We start from the raw sequence: 17,476 nt of genomic DNA on the forward strand, positions 1-17,476 counted from the left end.
ATTTCCACCCTGTCACGCCGCAGGCGCACAGAATCTGTCACAAATCCGACAATTTCGGCTGGTCTTTGCCTAAAGCTGCCCGGGCCAGCGCAGCGGCCGCCCGTGTCGCAGGACATCGGACACCGCGGGCGCATAGCTGTCCTCGTCGCGCTCATGGCGGTCGCCTTGATGCAGAATCAGCGGCGCATGCAGGCGAAACGCAGCCCGCCCGCCTTTGCGCGCGCGCAAGATCACCAATTCGGCGGCCCGTCCTGGGCGCGGCGCCAAGGGTAGGATTTCGAGCGACCCCAGCCGATCCGTGCAGGCGGCCATAAGGTCCGGCAGGCGGTCGGCGCGTTGTATCATGTGCAGATAGCCGCGCGGCGCCAGACGACGGGCCGCGGCCTCGACCCATGCGACCAGCGGGGTTTGTTCACCCAGCGCGATGCGCCGACCGGCATCCGCGGCGGCGCTGTGCGCACCGGCACGGTAATAGGGCGGGTTCGCGATGACGTGATCGAACTGAAGCTGGCGCAGCTCGGACGGCAACTGGGCCAGATCAGCGGCGTAGGCCGACAGGGCAATGCCGTTTTCGCGTGCGTTCCGCCGGGCCAGATCCGCATAGGCCGGCTGCAATTCCACACCATTCAGGCGTAGATCAGGAACCCGGGCACCGAGGCAAAGAACCGCAGCTCCGGCCCCGCACCCCAGTTCCAGCACGGACTGGCCGGGGCTGGCCGGAACCGCCGCGGCAAGCAGAACCGGATCGACCCCGGCCCGATATCCGTCGCGCGGCTGCAAAAGGCGCAGGCGCCCGCCCAGAAAATCGTTGCAGGTCAGATCGGTATCGGCAAACGCGGTCATCGCCCCAAGGGAATGTCGTTGTCGCGCATTACGCGCTGCGCGCGCGGGAGATCTTCGGTCCGGACCATCAGCCTGCGGGGGAAGATGCCGATGCCGCCTTCGAGCACGCTCATATTTACGTCCATCTCAAAGCAGTCTATATCCTCGCCCTCAAGGAGAGCGGACGCAAAGGCCATGACGGTCGGATCGGTGCTGCGCAGAAGTTCTTTCATGGGGATGGATGTAAGGGCAAGGCGGGGCGAAAGTCGAGCCTTGTGACAGGAGTGTGATGGACATCGGCACGATCTCGAAACCGCATGAGCGACTGGCCGAGCTGCTGGCCGGCGAAATGGACGCGGTGAACACGTTGATCCGCACCCGCATGGCCTCGGAGCACGCGCCCCGCATCCCCGAGGTGACCGCGCATCTGGTTGAAGCGGGCGGCAAGCGCCTGCGCCCGATGCTGACCCTGGCTGCCGCGCGGCTGTTCGGCTATGACGGCGATCATCACATCCGCCTGGCCGCCACGGTCGAATTCATCCACACCGCCACGCTTTTGCATGACGACGTCGTGGACGAGAGCGCCCAGCGGCGCGGCCGGCCCACCGCCAACCTGCTGTGGGACAACAAGTCCAGCGTGCTGGTCGGCGACTACCTGTTTTCGCGCAGCTTCCAGTTGATGGTGGAAACCGGGTCTTTGCGGGTTCTGGACATTCTGGCCAATGCCTCGGCCACCATTGCCGAAGGCGAGGTGCTGCAGATGACCGCTGCCACCGACCTGCGCACCGACGAGAGCGTGTATCTGCAGGTTGTGCGCGGCAAGACCGCGGCGCTGTTTTCCGCGGCGACCGAGGTGGGCGGCGTGATCGCCGGCGCCTCCAAGGAGCAGGTCCGGGCGCTGTTCGCCTATGGCGACGCGCTGGGCATCGCCTTCCAGATCGCCGACGACCTGCTGGACTATCAGGGCGACAGCGAGGCCACCGGCAAGAACGTGGGCGACGATTTCCGCGAGCGCAAACTGACCCTGCCCGTCATCAAGGCGGTTGCGCAGGCCACCCCTGAGGAACGCGCCTTTTGGGAGCGCACCATCGAAAAAGGCCGCCAGCAGGATGGCGACCTGCAACACGCGCTGGGCCTGATGCGCAAATACCGCACGCTGGACGCTACCCGCGCCGATGCGCTGGGCTGGGCCGCCAAGGCCAAGGCGGCGCTGGCGGTTCTGCCCGACCATGAAATCCGCTACCTGTTGCGGGATATGGCCGACTATGTCGTGGCGCGCCTCAACTGAGCGTCACCGCCCGGCACCACCAATCCGCCTGCGCAACGCCGATCTCGTAAGCTGCGAAATGCGCGGCCTTTATCGTTGGGTACAGCGCGAAACAGGTCGACCCCGACCCGGACATCCGCGCTAGCAGCACATCCCGCGTACCTGACAACGCATCCAGTACATCCGCGATTTCCGGAGCAAGACCAATCGCTGCGGGCTGCAGGTCGTTGCGCTGCCCGCGCAGCCAGTCGGCGCAGTGTTCAGGCCCGTCAAACGCCGGCAGGTCGGCCGGCATGGCAGGATTGTCGTGCGCGGCCAAGGCCTTGAACACCGGCCCCGTGGGCACCGGCACACCGGGATTGACCAACAAGGCGGGAAGCGGCGGCAAAGCGACCGGGCTGATCCGGTCCCCGATGCCCTGCATCCGCGCCGCGCGGCCCAAGGTGCAGACCGGAACATCGGCGCCCAGGGCCAGCGCAATGTCCAGCGGGATCTCGGCGCCTTCGGGTGACAGAAGCCGCAAGGTGGCCGCCGCATCCGACGACCCGCCGCCAATTCCGCCCCCGTGCGGCAGCACCTTGTCCAGATGAACCCGCCCCCGCCAGCCCATCGCCTGCGCCGCCTTCCAGACCAGGTTTCGCGCGTCGGTCGGCACGCCTTCGGCATGTTCGCCAGACACCGAGATTGAAAGATCAGGGCCTGGCTCTAGGGTCAGCCTGTCGCCCAGATCGGCGAAAGCCGTCAGCGAATCCAGCAGGTGATAGCCATCGGCGCGTCGGCCGGTCACATGCAGGGTCAGGTTGATCTTGGCGGGTGCGAAACCCTCAATTGCCATTGGCGACCTTCAGCGGTTCGGCCCCCTCTTCGGCCAGCACAGCGTCGAGGCCGATCTCGAGCTTGCGGCGGATGCGGTCCGGGTCCGCCTCGCCATCGGTGTCTTCGGGGTCGATGAAGGACAGGGCGCGCTTCCATTGGGTCTCGGCCTCACGCAGGCGTCCGACGGCCCAGTAGACATCGCCCAGATGGTCGTTCACTACCGGATCCACCGGCATCAGCTCGACCGCGCGTTCCATGTGTCCGACCGCCTCGTCATAGCGGCCCAGCCGGAACAGCACCCAGCCCAGACTGTCGACGATATAACCGCTGTCGGGTTGGGCCGCCACGGCGCGTTGGATCATCTCAAGCGCCTCGTCCAGCTTTTCCCGCCGCTCGACCAGCGAATAGCCGAGGTAGTTGAGAACCTGCGGCTGATCCGGGTTCAGTTCCAGAGCCTTGCGGAAATCGGCCTCGGCCTTGTCCCAGTTCTTCAGTCGCTCGTGGCTGATGCCGCGCGCATAGTACAGAAACCAGTTGCCGTCGGAGTTCGCCTCGGTCAGTTCGATTGCGCGGTCATAGGCGGTGACGGCCGCGGCATAGTTCTCCTGCCGCCGCTGAAGGTCGGCCAGCGCGACGTGAACACCGGGCAGGTCGGGCTGCCGCGCGGCCAGGTTTTCCAGCACTTCGGCGGCGGCGTCGGTCTTACCCATCCGGGCAAGGACATCCGCCCGGCCCAGTTCGGCAACATGGAAATCACTGCTGGAGGGCGGCACCATCCGATAGGCGGCAACCGCCAGATCATGCTGCTCCAACTCCTCCAGCAACTCGGCGCTGAGGAGAATGGCGTCGATGTGATCGGGCCGCAGATAGGTCGCCACGCGGGAATACAAAAGGACATAATCATGCGCCGCCTCGGTGTTCAGCGCCGCGCCGACGGTAAAAAAGACCTCGGCCACGCCGTCCTGCGCCGACCGGACATGCGTGAAAGGCAGGGTTTCCTCGGCCTGCAACCGGGCTGTATAGGCCTCGATGGTCGGATCGCTGCCCGAAGCAAAGACCGTTTCAAGGAATTGCAGCGCGTCGGCGTTGCGGTCCAGTTGCGACAGAATCTCGACTCGCGCCAGTGCCGCCCGGCGCGAGAACCGCGCGACGCGCCCCTCATCGGCGCCGAAAATCGCTTCGGCGCCTTCGAAATCACCCACCGAGGCAAGCGCCAGCGCCTTGTGATACAACGCAAATTCTCGCAGCCCGTCCTGCGCGGCGACGGTATCGAACTGCTCCATGGCCTTGGTCATCTCGCCCTGGCCGATATGCGCCCAGGCCAGCATCAGCCCGTCAACCAACGGGCCCACGCCCTGGCTCTCGGGGTCGCGGGCCATAAGTTCGGCGAATTGCCCGCGTTGCACCAGATCGGCGGCGATGACCATGCGCGCAGCCTGATTGACGAAACCGTCGGCCTCCATCTCTTGCGCCAGGGGCAGGGCCCGTTCGATTTCGCCCAGGGCCACGCGGGCCAACAGGACGCTTTCCATCAACCGCTGATTCTGGGGATCGAATGCCAGCGCCCTGGTGTAGTATCTTTCGGCGGCGGCATAATCGCTTTCATAAATCGCCTGCCGGCCGGCCAGATAAGCCCCTGCACCGGTGTCCGCCACCGCCGAAACACTCAGAGACATTCCGAGAACCGCGGCCCATGCCGCACGATGCACCAGAGAAACCACCAAGAACCTGCCTTGTCTGCCTGTACCTGCAGCACAAGCTAGGGCCTTGGCCGACCAGAGGCAATGGCCCAGCGGTCACGGCTGTGCCATTGCCCCGTTTCCTGCCTACATGTTGGGATAGTTCGGACCGTCCCCACCCTGCGGCGTGGTCCAGTTGATGTTCTGGCTGGGATCCTTGATGTCGCAGGTCTTGCAGTGCACGCAGTTCTGGAAGTTGATCACGAAACGCGGCTGATCCTCGTCGCGCACGATCTCGTAGACGCCCGCCGGGCAGTACCGCTGAGCGGGTTCGTCATATTTCGGCAGGTTCACTTTCACCGGGATCTGGGGGTCGGCCAGCTTGAGGTGGCAGGGCTGGCTTTCCTCGTGGTTGGTGAAGGAAAACGCCACATTGGTCAGCCGGTCGAAGGACAGGGTGCCGTCGGGTTTCGGATAGTCGATGGGCTGATGCTTGCTGGCTTCTTCGGTGGCTTCGGCATCGGTCTTGCCGTGACCTAGCGTGCCGAACAGCGAAAAGCCCAGTGTGTTGGTCCACATGTCCAGACCACCCAGAGCCAGCGAGGCGGTCAGGCCCCATTTTGACCACATCGGCTTGACGTTGCGGACCTTTTTCAGATCGGCGCCGATGGCACCGTTGCGCACTTCGGTCTCGTAATCGGTCAACTCGTCGCCGCCGCGGCCGGCCTTGATGGCCTCGAACGCGGCCTCGGCGGCTGCCTTGCCCGACAGCATCGCGTTGTGGTTGCCCTTGATCCGCGGCACGTTGACCATGCCCGCCGAACAGCCCAGCAGAGCTACGCCCGGCGCCACCAGCTTCGGCATCGACTGGTACCCGCCCTCGGTGATCGCGCGGGCGCCATAGGCCACGCGCTTGCCGCCTTTCAGCAGGTCGGCCACCATCGGGTGATGCTTGAACCGCTGGAATTCCATGTAGGGAAACAGGTGCGGGTTCTTGTAGTTCAGGTGCACCACGAAGCCCACATAGACCTGGTTGTTTTCCAGGTGATAGATGAACGACCCGCCCCCGGCATTGCCGCCCAGCGGCCAGCCCATCGTGTGGGTGACGCTGCCTTCCTTGTGCTTGGCGGGGTCGATCTCCCAGATTTCCTTCATGCCGATGCCGTATTTCTGCGGCTCTTTCCCGGCCTGCAGGTCATATTTGGCGATCACTTCCTTGGACAGCGACCCGCGCACCCCTTCCGACAGGAAGACGTATTTGCCGTGCAGTTCCATCCCCGGTTCGGTGTTGGGGCCATATGATCCGTCAGGCTCCAGCCCGAACACGCCGGCCACGACACCCTTGACCTCGCCATTGTCGCCATAGACCAGTTCTGAACAGGCCATGCCGGGGAAGATCTCGACGCCCAGCGCCTCGGCCTGTTCGGCCATCCATCGGCAGACATTGCCCATCGAGACGATGTAGTTGCCGTGATTGTTCATCAGCGGCGGCATCGGCCAGTTCGGGATGCGCAGTTGGCCGGCCTCGCCCAACATATAGAAATTGTCTTCGCGCACGGGCACGTTCAGCGGCGCACCCTTTTCCTTCCAGTCGGGGATCAGCGCATCCAGGCCGCACGGGTCCAGCACCGCGCCCGACAGGATATGCGCGCCCACTTCCGAGCCCTTTTCCAGCACGACCACGTTTAGGTCGGCGTCCAGCTGTTTCAGACGAATGGCCGCAGACAGGCCCGCGGGGCCTGCGCCCACGATCACCACGTCGTATTCCATCGCTTCGCGTTCAATTTCGGCCATCGTGGGCTCCTCCGCTAACTATCCGAATTGGCGCCCGGGGCGCGGGCTCGGCGAAATTTTGTTTCCCGGCTGATTACCTGCTGGAAAAGACCTTGGTCAATCAAAACACGGCGTAACATTGCTGCAATGCGGCAGATCAGCCCTCGGGCGCGTCACCCATCAGGTACCTGGGACCGCTACCATAGGTTTTTGCCCGGTCGTCGGGGTTGTAGAGCGCGCATTTCGGCAGGCTCAGGCAGCCGCAGCCGATGCAGCCGTCCAGATTGTCACGCAGACGCAGCAGAGTGTCGATTCGCTGATCCAGATGCGCGCGCAGGCCAAGGCTGATCTTTTTCCAATCCGCAGGTGTAGGCGTGCGGTTGTCGGGCAGCCCGGCCAGAACCTCGCGGATTTCAGGCAGGGTCAGGCCGAACTGCTGGGCGATCATAACGAAACTCAGCCGACGGATGTCGGCGCGCTGGTACCGCCGCTGACCGCCCGGATTGCGCCAGGGGGAAATCAGCCCCTGCGCCTCGTAATAGCGGATGGCGGATACCGCCAACCCCGTGCGGCGCGCCAGCGCGCCGATGGAAAGGCCCTCGGATGCGGGCATGATCTCCTCCCGAAAAAATCTCTTGAGCTAAAGTTAGGTTTAGGAATTACGGTGAGTCGAAACAAGCCTGAACATGAAAAGGAGACCCCATGATGGCGACGCTGGAACACACGAACTTCACCGTCCGCAACCCGCAGGCGACCGCCGCCTGGATGCAGGACGTATTCGGATGGAAGACCCGCTGGGAGGGCCCGGCGATCGCGGGCGGCTATACCGTGCATGTGGGCAGCGCGCATACCTATCTGGCGCTTTACGCCCCGGCCGACCCGAAACCGTCGGGCGAAAGCAGCTATGACACCATCGGCGGGCTGAACCATGTGGGCGTGCTGGTCGAGGACATCGACGCAACTGAAGCCAAGGTCCGCGCCGCGGGCTTCGAGCCGCACAACCACGCCGACTATGAACCCGGTCGCCGGTTCTATTTCGACGACGACAACGGCATTGAATTCGAGGTCGTTCAATATGATTGAGATGCTCTGGTTCGGCGCCGAGGCGCATCGTTGGAAACGCGGTGATCTGCTGGAGCATCGGCACAATCGGAAACCCCCACCACCCCGACGGCGTTAAGTTGCGGATTGCAGAGGCCAAACCCCTTGGCCTCTTGCATTTCACGCCATATTTGGGTCAGGTAATTGCCAACCGATCTTTCGCCCCGACGCTGGTCTCATGCGGCGGGGCGACTCAATTTGTGCGTGGAAAAAAGAAGATATGGAAAAGATCCCGATGACGCCCGCGGGCTTTGCCGCGCTCGAGGCAGAGCTCAAGCAACTCAAGTCCGTTGAACGCCCCGCGATCATCGAGGCCATCGCCTCGGCGCGCGAACTGGGCGACCTGAAGGAAAACGCAGAATACCACTCGGCCCGCGAAAAACAGGGCTTCATCGAAGGCCGCATCAAGGAACTGGAAGGCGTTCTGTCGCTGGCGGACGTGATCGATCCGACCAAACTGTCGGGCGCGATCAAGTTCGGTGCCAAGGTCACGCTGGTGGACGAGGACACCGACGAGGAAAAGACTTGGCAGATCGTGGGAGAGCACGAGGCCAATATCGAAAAGGGCCTGCTGAACATCAAATCGCCCATCGCCCGTGCCCTGATCGGCAAGGAAGAAGGCGACAGCGTCGAAGTGCGCACCCCCGGCGGCGTGCGCTCGTACGAAGTGCTGAGCATCCACTACGCCTGATCGGAGCGCGCCATGTCGGGCCAAGACCCTGATCCGGACAGCAAACGGCCCACCTGGCTGGGCATCTATGACCGTCCGGGCCGCCCCAGCGTCACCGGGATCGAGATTGCGGCCGCGGCCCTCAGCCTGATCTGGCTGGTGGTGGCCGTGGTCTTTCTGGTGCTGCCCGAGCAGACGCAGGCCGGCAGTTTCATCGTGATGCTGCTGGCGGTGTTCATGCCGGTGGCGATGATCTGGGTAGGGGCGCTGGCCATGCGCGCGAGCCGCATCATGCGCGAAGAAAGCGCCCGGCTGCAGACCGCGATCGACGCGATCCGCCAGGCGTACGTATCGCAGCAACAGCGGTCGGCCAGCACCTACGAACCCGCGGTGGCCCGGAAACTGGATGAAATCGCTGCGGCTGCCCGGCACACCCAAAGCACGCTGGCCACGTTCTCCAGCAAGCGGCGGGATCTTGCGCCGCAGGCAAGACCTGCTGCGCCCTCGGGCCAGACCTCGTTGGAACTGGGCACCCCGGCCGAAGAGTTAGCGACTCCTCTGCCCACCGACATTTTCATCCGGGCGCTGAACTTTCCCGAAACCGCCGAGGACACCGAAGGCTTCAACGCCCTGCGCCGCGCCATGAAAGACCGCAAGACCGCGCAACTGGTGCAGGCCGCCGAGGACGTGCTGACCCTGCTCAGCCAGGAAGGCATCTACATGGACGACCTGCACCCCGACATGGCCCGCCCCGAGGTCTGGCGGCAGTTCGCCAAGGGCGAACGGGGACGTGCGGTCGCCGCGTTGGGCGGTATCCGCGACCGGTCGTGCCTGGCGCTGACCTCGGCGCGGATGAAGCAGGACCCGATCTTTCGCGATGCGGTGCATCACTTCCTGCGCCGCTTCGACACCATGATCGTCGAGTTCGAACCTCAGGCCAGCGACGCCGACCTGACCGCTTTGGGCGACACGCGCACGGCGCGCGCCTTCATGCTGCTGGGCCGGGTGGCCGGAACCTTCGACTAGCCACCGTCCGGCACCACCCACCGCATTTTCGTGGCCGAACTGAAGCCGAACAGGTGTTTGAACGGGCCGGTACGGTCCTGCCCGATCGCCTGAAGCCCTTCGCGCTCGTACAGGATCCGCGCGCGCGAGTTGGTGTCGATCACGTCCAGTTGCACCTCGTGCATGCCCAGCCTCTGTGCCTCGTCCTTGATCGCCCGCAGCAGCAGGGTCCCGACACCCTGCCCGCGCGCCTCGGTCGCCACGCATATGCCATCCATCTGGAACACGCCCGGCTTCAGGTCGCGTTCCAGAACGCTCAGGAACAGGCCCCGCCACAGGGCGCCGAACAAGCCATAGACCCGGGCCAGATCCGCCAGCCCGCCCTGCGTCAGCCCGCCGTCGCGGGTTTTGTACCCGGCCAGCCCCAGCATCCGCCCATCCGCATCCCGCGCCACCGGAGCGAAATCGGGGTTCAGCGCCCGTTCGAAAAACGCCAGGCCGCGCGCATCCGGCCCCATGACGCGCGACAGTTTGCCCGAGAATGCCTGCCAGAACAGCGCGGCCGCCCGCGCGCGCTCATCAGGGGAAAACCCGCACGAGACAGAAACCGTCACAGGCCGAAACTGCCATAGGGTATGAAACGCACAGGGTCTCCGGGCTGGATGTCCAGCGGGCCGTCCGGCAGTTCGACCAGCCCTTCGGCCCAGCTGAGCCCGCTGATGCGACCCGACCCTTCCGATTGAAACACCTCGACCCGGCCGTCGCGGACCCGGGCACGCAGGTATTCTCGGCGGCCCGGTTTCTTGCGCTTGGCGAATCCGGCGGGCAGGTCAAAGCCCTGCGGCTGCCGCCACCCCTCGCCCGCCATCAGGCCCAGCGCGGGCCGGGCAAAGATCAGCGTGCAGACCATCGCCGCCACCGGGTTGCCCGGCAGGCCGAACACCGGCGTGCCCTGCCACAGGCCCAGCGCCAGCGGGCGGCCCGGTTTCAGCGCAATGCGCCATTCCTGCAAGGCCCCCGCCGCGCGCAGCAGGGCCGACACATGATCCTCATCCCCCGCCGAAGCGCCGCCGCTGGTCAGGATCGCGTCAGTCTGTTGCGCGGCCTGGTCCAGCCGGTCCCGCAGCGCGGCCCGGTCGTCGCCCACGCGGCCCAGATCGACCGGCACAAAACCCATCCGTTGCAGCATCGCCAACAGCATCGGGCGGTTCGCATCATAGATCTGGCCCGGCCCCGCGGCCTGACCCGGATCACGCAATTCATCGCCGGTGGACAGAACCCCCACGCGCAAGGGCGTGCGGACCGGGACCTCGGCCACGCCCACCGCCGACAGCAGCGCCAGATCGGCAGGCGTCAGGCGTCGCCCGCCAGGCAGAGCCAAGGCCCCGGCCTGCACGTCTTCGCCCGCCTTGCGCGTGTTGGCGCCAGCCTTCAAAGGCCCGTTGAAGGCGATGTGGCCGTCCTGCACGGTCACGTCCTCTTCCAGAATGACGGTATCCACCCCCTCGGGCACCTGCGCGCCGGTCAGAACGCGCAGCGCCTGCCCCTCCTGCACGGCCCCCGCAAACGGCACGCCCGCCGCCGCGCGTCCCTCGGCCAGCGGCAGGACATGCGGGCCCTCGGGCCGACCACCGGCAAAACCGTACCCGTCCACCGCCGTGTTGGGCAGCGGCGGATTCGACCGTTGTGCGATCACGTCCTGCGCAAGTACGCGCCCGCAGGCTTGACCAACGGGCAGGGTCTCGACGCCGGCCACCGGGTGCAACCGGTCGCGCAGCAGGGCCAGCGCGTCATCGACCGGGGTCCATTCGACCCCCGGCGGCAGGGCGAAACAGTCGTTTTTCAGCGGTGGAGGCGCGATCTTCGGCATGGTCCGGTCCTCGGGCATGGTCAGGGGCTTGGCCGCCGCCCCAAGCCGACCTCGGCCAGGATGAAATCGGCAATGGCAGGCGTGTCGTTCAGATCGAAGACCGGACGGTCCAGATCCAGCGGCGTGTCGCTGGCCACCGCGCGGATCGTCGGATCGTCAGCGGCGATCAGCGGGTTTCCGGGCTGGGCGCGAAAAGCCTCGACCTTGGGGTGGCGCGCGCGCTTGTACCCCTCGACCAACACCAGATCGACCGGGGACAGGCGCGCCAGAAGGTCGTCCAACGGCGGCTCGGGCGCGCCGCGCAGCTCTTGCATCACGGCGATGCGGCGGCTGGATGCCAGCAGAACCTCGGATGCCCCGGCGGTTCGGTGGCGATGGCTGTCGGTGCCCGGCTGGTCCACGTCAACCGCGTGGTGAGCGTGTTTGACGGTCGAGACACTGAACCCGCGCCCGGTGATCTCGGCCACCAGCCGCTCGACCAGCCCGGTCTTGCCCGCATTCTTCCAGCCGGTAACGCCGTAGACCCTCATGCCCGCTCCAACAGGTGCTGCGCCCGGATCAGATCTGCGGGCGTGTTGACGTTGAAGAACGGATCGAACGGGTCGGCCGGAAACAGCGCCTCGCGCCCGTCATGGCGGTCGGTCCACAGGACCACCTTGCGCAACCCGTCCGTCAGAGCCGCGCGCAGATCGTCGCGCAGAGCCACGGGCCACAGGCCAAAGGTCGGGTGCCGGTTGACCCGGCGGCCACCGCCGGATTTCAGCGCCTCGTCACCGGTGCGCGGCGTGGTGGCCAGAACCAGCGGATGAGCCTGCCCCTGCGCCGCCAGCATCAGCCGGTCGACCAGATCGCGCGGGAAGAACGGCGTGTCGGCGGCAGCGGTGACGATACAATCAGCGCCCTGCCCCGCCGCCCAATCCAACCCGGCCAGCACACCCGCCAAGGGACCAGCGTAACCCGCGATGCTGTCCGGCAGGACCGGCAGGCCAAGATCAGCAAAGCGTGCCGGATCGCCATTGGCGTTCAGCGCCAGCCCGGGCACCTGCGGCACCAGCCGGTCGATCACATGCGCCAACAAGCTTTGCCCGCCCAGTTGCAGCAACCCCTTGTCGCCGCCGCCCATCCGCGTGGCCAGACCCCCCGCCAGTATGACGCCGAGGGGGCGTGATGCTTCAACTCCCATTGGCACTTTTCCTTCGGTGCTTCGGGTCCTCGACCGGCACGCTGGCCGGGTCCGCGTCGCGCAGCAGCCGGTCCTCGCCCGACAGGCACACAAAGCGCTGGCCGCGCATCCGGCCGATCAGGGTCAGGCCGACCTCGCGCGCGATTTCGACGCCCCAGGCCGTAAAGCCCGATCGCGAGGCCAGAACCGGGATGCCCATCATCGCCGTCTTGATCACCATCTCCGAGGTCAGCCGCCCGGTGGTGTACAGGATCTTGTCGCCGGCCGCCTCGCCTTCGGACAGCATCCAGCCGGCGATCTTGTCCACCGCGTTGTGGCGGCCCACGTCCTCCATATAGACCAGCGGGCGACTCTCGCGACACAGAACCGTGCCGTGGATCGCCCCGGCCTGCAGGTACAGCGATGGCGTGCGGTTGATCTTGGCCGCCAGATCATACAGCCACGAGGTGCGCACCTGAACCTGCGGCAGGCGCACGCCTTCCAGCCCCTCCATCATGTCGCCGAACACCGTGCCCACCGCGCAGCCGCTGGTGCGGGTCTTTTTCTTCAGCTTGTCCTCGTACGAGGTTTCGCGGGCGGTGCGCACCACCACGGTCTCCAGATCGTCATCGTAATCGACGCGCGTGATCTCGTCATCGGGGCGCAACATGCCCTGGTTGCGCAAAAATCCCAGCGCCAGATATTCGGGGTAATCGCCGATGGTCATTGCGGTCACGATCTCTTGCGAATTGAGGAAGATCGTCAGCGGGCGCTCTTCGACAACCGAGATACGGCTGACCTCGCCATTCTGGTCCACCCCCTCGACCGCGCGGGTCAACCGCGCCGCGCCCGGATCGGGGGCGATGATGTATTCCGACAGATCGACTTCAGTGGCCAATTGCAACCCTCTCTCTGACCCGCTACTGCTGCGCAGACCACCATAGGATCTAGCCATGGCAACCTCCACATCCAAGTCATACTATTGGCAGGGTTTTCGCGACGGGACCCCGTTCGTCTTCGTGGCGGTGCCTTTCGGGACCCTATTCGGCGTCTTCGCGACCGAGGCCGGGCTGAACATCGTGCAGACCATGGCCTTTACTTCAACCGTGTTCGCGGGGGCCGCGCAGTTCGCCGCCCTGCAACTGCTGCAGGACGGAACGCCCACCGCGATCATCCTGATCTCGGCCCTGGCGGTGAATCTGCGGATGGCGATGTACTCGGCCTCGCTGACGCCCTATCTGGGCGCGGCGCCGCTGTGGCAACGCGCCTGCGCCGCCTATCTGACGGTGGACCAGTCCTATGCCTGCTCGATCGTGCAGTTCGAGAAGGAACCAGGCATGACCGTCGCCCAGCGCATGGCGTATTTCGTCGGCTCGGTCACGCCGATCACGCCGCTTTGGATACTGGCCACCTATCTGGGCGCGGTTCTGGGCACGCGAATTCCCGAAAGCTGGGCGCTGGATTTCGCTCTGCCGATCACCTTTCTGGCGATGATCGGCCCGATGATGCGCACCCCGGCTCATGTGATCGCCGCGCTGGTGGCCATCATCGTGTCGCTACTGTGCGCAGGGGTGCCGTACAATCTGGGCCTGCTGATCGCAGGCTGCGCGGGCATGGTGGCCGGGGCGCAGGCCGAGGTGATGCTGGAACGTAGAAAGGCCCTGCCATGAGCGCGCCCGATCCGATCACCATCTGGACCATCATCCTCGGGCTGGCGATCGGTAGCTACGGCTTGCGTTTCGTCTTCATCGGCCTGATCGGAGACCGGCCGATGCCGCCTTGGCTGCTGCGGCATCTGCGCTATACCGCGGCGGCAATTCTGCCGGCGCTGATTGCGCCGCTGGTGGTCTGGCCGACCGCAACGGGTGGCCAGCCCGACCTGCCCCGTATGTCGGCCGCGGTGGTCGCGCTGAGCGTGGGCCTGATCACCCGAAACGTGCTGGCCGCGATCTTTGCCGGGGCCGGCACGCTGTACGGGATGCTCTACCTACTGGGCTGAGGCCGTCTCAAGCTGGTTGAGCAGCGCATTGTTCGCGGCCAACCCGGCCTGCAGATCGGCGCTGTCATTTTCCCGGTATTCCGTCGTGACGACCCCTGGAATCTGTCCGAACTGATCGGACAGCTTGACCGGATAGAAAGTGGTCTTGATCTGTTCGAACCCTGGCACCTGCTGCAGCAGCCGCGCGGCCGAGTGGGCGCAGTAGGCCCCCGGAACCGGACCCAACTGTTTGGCCACTTGATAGGCGATCTCGGCCTGCTGGGGCGTCACCTGGATGGTCTGGATGCGCGCATAATGCGTCTCACGCGCGTGCGAACTGCGATAGGCGCGCTCGACCGCGGGGGTGATGCCATAAAGAACGTCATCCTTGATCGGCACCACATCGGCACGGAATGACCCGGCCGGGTCGAAGATCACCCGCTCGCTGGCGCTGATCATCAGCGACGTGTGCGCTCCGGCCCCCGTGCGCGTGTTGATCATCGTGTAGAGGGTCAAGGTCGGCGGACCCGAATCGCGGTACGACCGCGCCACTATCTCGGCCGGATCGGCCTGAGGGCGTTGCGAGCCAGTACAGCCCGCCACCGCAACCGCCAGCAGGGAGGCGATCAGAATCCGCAACATGCCGATCTTTTCTGGATCAGGCCGCGAAGATCGCGAGGAACAGAAGAACGAAGAAGATCACCGCCACCGACCAGGTGGTGAACTTGACGAAACCGTTGAAAGTTTTGCTCTGTTCGGTGATGTCCATCTCGCCGTGCTTGTAGTCAGCCATGTGTCCAAGAATCCCAATTCGCGTGTTTGCCCGTTTGGATAAATGATATTTTCGGCCGTGTCACGACGTCAATCGCGCGCAGTTGGACCATCTTGATCCTGCCCCGACGGTTCTCCGGCAAATATTGAACAGTCCGGGTAGCCAAACCCCCAGCGCCACGGCAGTCCGGTGCAGGGCCCGCCGCCGAAACGCACCGCCATATACATCGCCTCGGCCGTGATCGACATGGCCGAAATCACCTGTTGGGGCGTCATGTCATAGCGGGCGGCATAGTCCTGGGCCTGATCGGCCCCGAAATCCTTGACGCATTGGCGCAAGGCCCGGTCGGCGGCGAGGCGCGCGTCATAGCTGGCCTCGGGCGTCACCGCCCCGCCCGCATCGTGATAGGCACGGTCATGTGTCACGCAGCAGGATTCCCACGGCGGGTGTGCCTCGTAGACCGCGGCGAAGCTGGGAAAAGTGTCCGCGACCAATCGCCAGCTGGCCGACATACCGCCCGAACAGCCGTCGCTTTCGAACGGCGTCAGCGAATGACCCACCGATTGAGAGATCAAGGCCCGGTGCGCCGGCAGTTCCACACCGCGCATCACGTCTTGCGCGGCAACGGGCAGGGCCAGGCAGGCCAGAAGCGGCCACAGCTTACGGGCTTTCATCGCGCATCGCCTCGGTATCGACCGACAGGCCAAAGGTCGTGGCCAACCACAGCAGCAGCCGCTCGCCAGGTTCCATTTCGGAGCGGACACGCAGCACCTCACGCGCCATGGCAGGGCGGTCGGTGATCAGACCATCGACTCCCATCGAGGCCATCGACGACATCTGCAGCGGGTCATTCACCGTCCAGACATATATATCCTTGCCTGCATCATGGACCGAGCGGATCAGCCCGGGCGTGACCATCCCGGCATTCACCGCGACGAAATCGCCCTCCAGCCCGGTCAGATCGCCCACCGCCGTGGCGGCCAGAACGCCGGCGCGCCAGTCCGGGCGCAACGCCTTCATCTTCTGCACCGCCGGGTATTTGAGCGACATGGTGGCGATGTCCTGCTCCATCCCAAATTCTTCGACGATGGCGGCCACGCGGTTTTCCAGGTCCATGTCATGGCCATAGTATTTCAGTTCGATGATGACCTTGGATTTACCATTCGCAGCTTGAAGAACCTCGCGCAGGGTCGGAGTGCGCTGATCGGCATATTCAGGCCCGAACCAACTGCCGATGTCGATCTGCGCCACATCCTCTATCGTGGCATCCCAGACCTTCAGATTGACCCCGCCCAGCTTCATGAAGTCGCTGTCATGGGCCACGATCACCTCGCCGTCGGCGCTTTCCTGTACGTCGATCTCGACCCAGTCGGCCCCGTCTTCGATAGCCTTCAGGACCGAGGCCATCGTGTTTTCCGGCCGCAGCGCCGCCGCGCCCCGGTGGCCGATCACGTCGGCATGATCGGGCGCCGATACCCGGTCCAGCACGTCCTGGCTGAACCAGATACCGGCCAGCAGGGCGGCGACGGCGGCGGTGACGGTCACCAAAACCGGGGCACGCAGGTTTCCGGCTTCGGAATGAGGAAGCTCTGCCGCCCGCGGTTCAAAAAACGCATCCAGCAGAACCGCCAGCGCGCCCAGCGCCACCGCCGCCAGCACCAACCCGCCCAGAGACCACAGCCCGGCCACCAGCAGGCTGAGCGTCAGGGCAAACCGCAGGTTCGTGCCCTGTTCGAGAGGTACAAGGTGGAACAACAGGCTGGCCACGGCGGCAATCAGCGCGGCGATCGCCAAACGTACGACCAGCCACAGCGCCAGGTCGATCTTCAACCGGCCGCGCTTGCCCTCCATTCGCCGGGCACTTTCGGTAAAGGCCCCTGAAGGGGCAACGCCCTCGAACAGCACCAGATGCAGGGCCAGCGCCCAGGCCGACAGGCGGCGGATCAGCACCCAAGCCAACGCCAGCACCACGAGTCCGATCAGCGAGACGGCCACCCGGAAAGCGGGCGGGTGAAAGGTCAAGTAATAGTTGATGTCGTATTCGGTCAGCGTCCACCACGCGATCAGGCACGCGACCGCCACGAAGGGCACCGCCAGGACAAGAACGCGCAGAATGAAGCGCACCGCGAAGGAAAACAGCGACGGCAGGCGCGACAGGATCAACCGCAAGGCCGACCCGCCCGCCCGCCATGGGTCACTGTCGCCGATCCTGAGCGATCCGGCCATGACCGAAAAGACGAACACCTCGGCCAGCAGGAACAGGCCCAGAATGACCACCGCCGCCACGAAACCAACCGGCGACAGTATGAACATCGCGATGTCCTGATCGGTCAGCGCTGTTTGATCGGACATCATCACCGCCAGGTTCACGGTGAAAGCGACACCGGGTGCGATCAGCGCGATCAGCAGCAGCCGCACCGCCAGATAGATGGGGACAAAGGTCCGGCGCCGGGCCCAGGCCCCGCGATAGGCATCTGTTACGGTTGAGAAATGTGACACGCCGGCCCCCCTTCGAATGCTGAATTCATTCAAGGCCGCGCAGATGCGAATTGCAAGCGTGA

The 17,476-nt window shown here is 65.1% G+C and carries 21 protein-coding genes; 6 read left to right on the forward strand and 15 right to left on the reverse strand.

Annotated elements, in window-relative coordinates; all coding sequences use genetic code 11:
• Positions 1-69: 69 nt before the first annotated feature.
• Both AC2FME_RS11845 and AC2FME_RS11850 read right to left on the reverse strand, forming a co-directional pair.
• Entirely contained in the window at positions 70-843 is a 774-nt protein-coding gene (locus AC2FME_RS11845; protein WP_496800524.1) for a tRNA1(Val) (adenine(37)-N6)-methyltransferase, read from the reverse strand.
• A complete protein-coding gene (locus tag AC2FME_RS11850) occupies positions 840-1,055 on the reverse strand; it encodes a putative signal transducing protein (RefSeq protein ID WP_496800525.1) in 216 nt (71 codons plus the stop codon). The genes AC2FME_RS11845 and AC2FME_RS11850 overlap by 4 nt, the downstream gene beginning before the upstream one ends.
• Before the next feature lie 56 nt (positions 1,056-1,111).
• Between AC2FME_RS11850 and AC2FME_RS11855 the strand changes: the two genes are divergently transcribed.
• Positions 1,112-2,110 carry a polyprenyl synthetase family protein gene (locus AC2FME_RS11855; protein WP_496800526.1) on the forward strand — a complete coding sequence of 333 codons (999 nt, stop codon included), beginning with the start codon at positions 1,112-1,114 and terminating at the stop codon, positions 2,108-2,110.
• On the opposite strand, the gene AC2FME_RS11860 is transcribed toward AC2FME_RS11855, so the two are convergent.
• From AC2FME_RS11860 to soxR, 4 genes are all read right to left on the reverse strand, one after another.
• Complete coding sequence (locus AC2FME_RS11860; RefSeq protein WP_496741542.1) at positions 2,103-2,924, reverse strand: 4-(cytidine 5'-diphospho)-2-C-methyl-D-erythritol kinase; 822 nt, start codon at positions 2,922-2,924, stop codon at positions 2,103-2,105. The two genes, AC2FME_RS11855 and AC2FME_RS11860, sit on opposite strands and share 8 nt — an antisense overlap.
• A complete protein-coding gene (locus tag AC2FME_RS11865) occupies positions 2,914-4,581 on the reverse strand; it encodes a tetratricopeptide repeat protein (RefSeq protein WP_496796710.1) in 1,668 nt (555 codons plus the stop codon). Before AC2FME_RS11865 ends, AC2FME_RS11860 begins: the two co-directional genes overlap by 11 nt.
• Positions 4,582-4,731: 150 nt before the next feature.
• The gene (locus AC2FME_RS11870) at positions 4,732-6,378 is read right to left on the reverse strand and encodes an electron transfer flavoprotein-ubiquinone oxidoreductase (protein ID WP_496687996.1); all 1,647 of its coding nucleotides are present in this window, start codon (positions 6,376-6,378) and stop codon (positions 4,732-4,734) included.
• A 136-nt stretch (positions 6,379-6,514) separates the two neighbouring features.
• On the reverse strand, positions 6,515-6,970 hold the full coding sequence (gene soxR, locus AC2FME_RS11875) for a redox-sensitive transcriptional activator SoxR (protein ID WP_496683011.1): 456 nt from the start codon (positions 6,968-6,970) through the stop codon (positions 6,515-6,517).
• Positions 6,971-7,059: 89 nt separating this feature from the next.
• Between soxR and AC2FME_RS11880 the strand changes: the two genes are divergently transcribed.
• The 3 genes from AC2FME_RS11880 (at position 7,060) to AC2FME_RS11890 (ending at position 9,154) form a co-directional block, all read left to right on the forward strand.
• A complete protein-coding gene (locus AC2FME_RS11880; protein ID WP_496683014.1) occupies positions 7,060-7,440 on the forward strand; it encodes a VOC family protein in 381 nt (126 codons plus the stop codon).
• Positions 7,441-7,678: 238 nt separating this feature from the next.
• Positions 7,679-8,149 (forward strand): transcription elongation factor GreA, encoded by a 471-nt coding sequence (gene greA / locus AC2FME_RS11885; RefSeq protein ID WP_496683017.1) that lies wholly within the window; start codon positions 7,679-7,681, stop codon positions 8,147-8,149.
• A gap of 12 nt (positions 8,150-8,161) precedes the next feature.
• Positions 8,162-9,154 (forward strand): hypothetical protein, encoded by a 993-nt coding sequence (locus tag AC2FME_RS11890; protein ID WP_496800527.1) that lies wholly within the window; start codon positions 8,162-8,164, stop codon positions 9,152-9,154.
• Here AC2FME_RS11890 and AC2FME_RS11895 read toward each other — a convergent pair.
• Genes AC2FME_RS11895 through AC2FME_RS11915 form a run of 5 tightly spaced genes read right to left on the reverse strand, consistent with a single transcriptional unit; the run spans position 9,151 to position 13,120 of the window.
• Entirely contained in the window at positions 9,151-9,747 is a 597-nt protein-coding gene (locus tag AC2FME_RS11895; RefSeq protein ID WP_496800528.1) for a GNAT family N-acetyltransferase, read from the reverse strand. The genes AC2FME_RS11890 and AC2FME_RS11895 overlap by 4 nt on opposite strands.
• On the reverse strand, positions 9,744-11,003 hold the full coding sequence (locus tag AC2FME_RS11900; protein WP_496800529.1) for a molybdopterin-binding protein: 1,260 nt from the start codon (positions 11,001-11,003) through the stop codon (positions 9,744-9,746). Before AC2FME_RS11900 ends, AC2FME_RS11895 begins: the two co-directional genes overlap by 4 nt.
• A gap of 20 nt (positions 11,004-11,023) precedes the next feature.
• Positions 11,024-11,533: a molybdopterin-guanine dinucleotide biosynthesis protein B gene (gene mobB, locus AC2FME_RS11905; protein ID WP_496800530.1), complete on the reverse strand. Its 510-nt coding sequence runs from the start codon at positions 11,531-11,533 to the stop codon at positions 11,024-11,026.
• Entirely contained in the window at positions 11,530-12,186 is a 657-nt protein-coding gene (gene mobA / locus AC2FME_RS11910) for a molybdenum cofactor guanylyltransferase MobA (protein ID WP_496800531.1), read from the reverse strand. Before mobA ends, mobB begins: the two co-directional genes overlap by 4 nt.
• Positions 12,176-13,120: a formate dehydrogenase accessory sulfurtransferase FdhD gene (locus AC2FME_RS11915; RefSeq protein WP_496741528.1), complete on the reverse strand. Its 945-nt coding sequence runs from the start codon at positions 13,118-13,120 to the stop codon at positions 12,176-12,178. The genes mobA and AC2FME_RS11915 overlap by 11 nt, the downstream gene beginning before the upstream one ends.
• Here AC2FME_RS11915 and AC2FME_RS11920 point away from each other — a divergent pair.
• Both AC2FME_RS11920 and AC2FME_RS11925 read left to right on the forward strand, forming a co-directional pair.
• Positions 13,119-13,835: an AzlC family ABC transporter permease gene (locus AC2FME_RS11920; RefSeq protein WP_496800532.1), complete on the forward strand. Its 717-nt coding sequence runs from the start codon at positions 13,119-13,121 to the stop codon at positions 13,833-13,835. The genes AC2FME_RS11915 and AC2FME_RS11920 overlap by 2 nt on opposite strands.
• Entirely contained in the window at positions 13,832-14,164 is a 333-nt protein-coding gene (locus AC2FME_RS11925; protein ID WP_496683035.1) for an AzlD domain-containing protein, read from the forward strand. The genes AC2FME_RS11920 and AC2FME_RS11925 overlap by 4 nt, the downstream gene beginning before the upstream one ends.
• Here the strand turns inward: AC2FME_RS11925 and AC2FME_RS11930 are convergent.
• The 4 genes from AC2FME_RS11930 to AC2FME_RS11945 form a co-directional block, all read right to left on the reverse strand.
• The gene (locus AC2FME_RS11930; RefSeq protein WP_496683037.1) at positions 14,153-14,785 is read right to left on the reverse strand and encodes a hypothetical protein; all 633 of its coding nucleotides are present in this window, start codon (positions 14,783-14,785) and stop codon (positions 14,153-14,155) included. The two genes, AC2FME_RS11925 and AC2FME_RS11930, sit on opposite strands and share 12 nt — an antisense overlap.
• A gap of 16 nt (positions 14,786-14,801) precedes the next feature.
• Positions 14,802-14,936 (reverse strand): aa3-type cytochrome c oxidase subunit IV, encoded by a 135-nt coding sequence (locus AC2FME_RS11935; protein ID WP_496683040.1) that lies wholly within the window; start codon positions 14,934-14,936, stop codon positions 14,802-14,804.
• 68 nt (positions 14,937-15,004) lie between these two features.
• Positions 15,005-15,589, reverse strand: a complete 585-nt coding sequence (locus AC2FME_RS11940; RefSeq protein WP_496800533.1) for a hypothetical protein — start codon at positions 15,587-15,589, stop codon at positions 15,005-15,007.
• Complete coding sequence (locus AC2FME_RS11945) at positions 15,576-17,414, reverse strand: glycerophosphodiester phosphodiesterase family protein (RefSeq protein WP_496800534.1); 1,839 nt, start codon at positions 17,412-17,414, stop codon at positions 15,576-15,578. Before AC2FME_RS11945 ends, AC2FME_RS11940 begins: the two co-directional genes overlap by 14 nt.
• Positions 17,415-17,476 lie beyond the last annotated feature (62 nt).

It is taken from the genome of Ruegeria sp. BHSC026, assembly GCF_059613065.1.

What these genes read in the sequence shown, in the direction of transcription:
- AC2FME_RS11845 (WP_496800524.1), bottom strand. Translation starts at nt 843, where the DNA reads ATGACCGCGTTTGCCGATACCGATCTGACCTGCAACGATTTTCTGGGC.
- AC2FME_RS11850 (WP_496800525.1), bottom strand. Translation starts at nt 1,055, where the DNA reads ATGAAAGAACTTCTGCGCAGCACCGATCCGACCGTCATGGCCTTTGCG.
- AC2FME_RS11855 (WP_496800526.1), top strand. Translation starts at nt 1,112, where the DNA reads ATGGACATCGGCACGATCTCGAAACCGCATGAGCGACTGGCCGAGCTG.
- AC2FME_RS11860 (WP_496741542.1), bottom strand. Translation starts at nt 2,924, where the DNA reads ATGGCAATTGAGGGTTTCGCACCCGCCAAGATCAACCTGACCCTGCAT.
- AC2FME_RS11865 (WP_496796710.1), bottom strand. Translation starts at nt 4,581, where the DNA reads ATGTCTCTGAGTGTTTCGGCGGTGGCGGACACCGGTGCAGGGGCTTAT.
- AC2FME_RS11870 (WP_496687996.1), bottom strand. Translation starts at nt 6,378, where the DNA reads ATGGCCGAAATTGAACGCGAAGCGATGGAATACGACGTGGTGATCGTG.
- soxR (WP_496683011.1), bottom strand. Translation starts at nt 6,970, where the DNA reads ATGCCCGCATCCGAGGGCCTTTCCATCGGCGCGCTGGCGCGCCGCACG.
- AC2FME_RS11880 (WP_496683014.1), top strand. Translation starts at nt 7,060, where the DNA reads ATGATGGCGACGCTGGAACACACGAACTTCACCGTCCGCAACCCGCAG.
- greA (WP_496683017.1), top strand. Translation starts at nt 7,679, where the DNA reads ATGGAAAAGATCCCGATGACGCCCGCGGGCTTTGCCGCGCTCGAGGCA.
- AC2FME_RS11890 (WP_496800527.1), top strand. Translation starts at nt 8,162, where the DNA reads ATGTCGGGCCAAGACCCTGATCCGGACAGCAAACGGCCCACCTGGCTG.
- AC2FME_RS11900 (WP_496800529.1), bottom strand. Translation starts at nt 11,003, where the DNA reads ATGCCGAAGATCGCGCCTCCACCGCTGAAAAACGACTGTTTCGCCCTG.
- mobB (WP_496800530.1), bottom strand. Translation starts at nt 11,533, where the DNA reads ATGAGGGTCTACGGCGTTACCGGCTGGAAGAATGCGGGCAAGACCGGG.
- mobA (WP_496800531.1), bottom strand. Translation starts at nt 12,186, where the DNA reads ATGGGAGTTGAAGCATCACGCCCCCTCGGCGTCATACTGGCGGGGGGT.
- AC2FME_RS11920 (WP_496800532.1), top strand. Translation starts at nt 13,119, where the DNA reads ATGGCAACCTCCACATCCAAGTCATACTATTGGCAGGGTTTTCGCGAC.
- AC2FME_RS11915 (WP_496741528.1), bottom strand. Translation starts at nt 13,120, where the DNA reads ATGGCTAGATCCTATGGTGGTCTGCGCAGCAGTAGCGGGTCAGAGAGA.
- AC2FME_RS11925 (WP_496683035.1), top strand. Translation starts at nt 13,832, where the DNA reads ATGAGCGCGCCCGATCCGATCACCATCTGGACCATCATCCTCGGGCTG.
- AC2FME_RS11930 (WP_496683037.1), bottom strand. Translation starts at nt 14,785, where the DNA reads ATGTTGCGGATTCTGATCGCCTCCCTGCTGGCGGTTGCGGTGGCGGGC.
- AC2FME_RS11935 (WP_496683040.1), bottom strand. Translation starts at nt 14,936, where the DNA reads ATGGCTGACTACAAGCACGGCGAGATGGACATCACCGAACAGAGCAAA.
- AC2FME_RS11940 (WP_496800533.1), bottom strand. Translation starts at nt 15,589, where the DNA reads ATGAAAGCCCGTAAGCTGTGGCCGCTTCTGGCCTGCCTGGCCCTGCCC.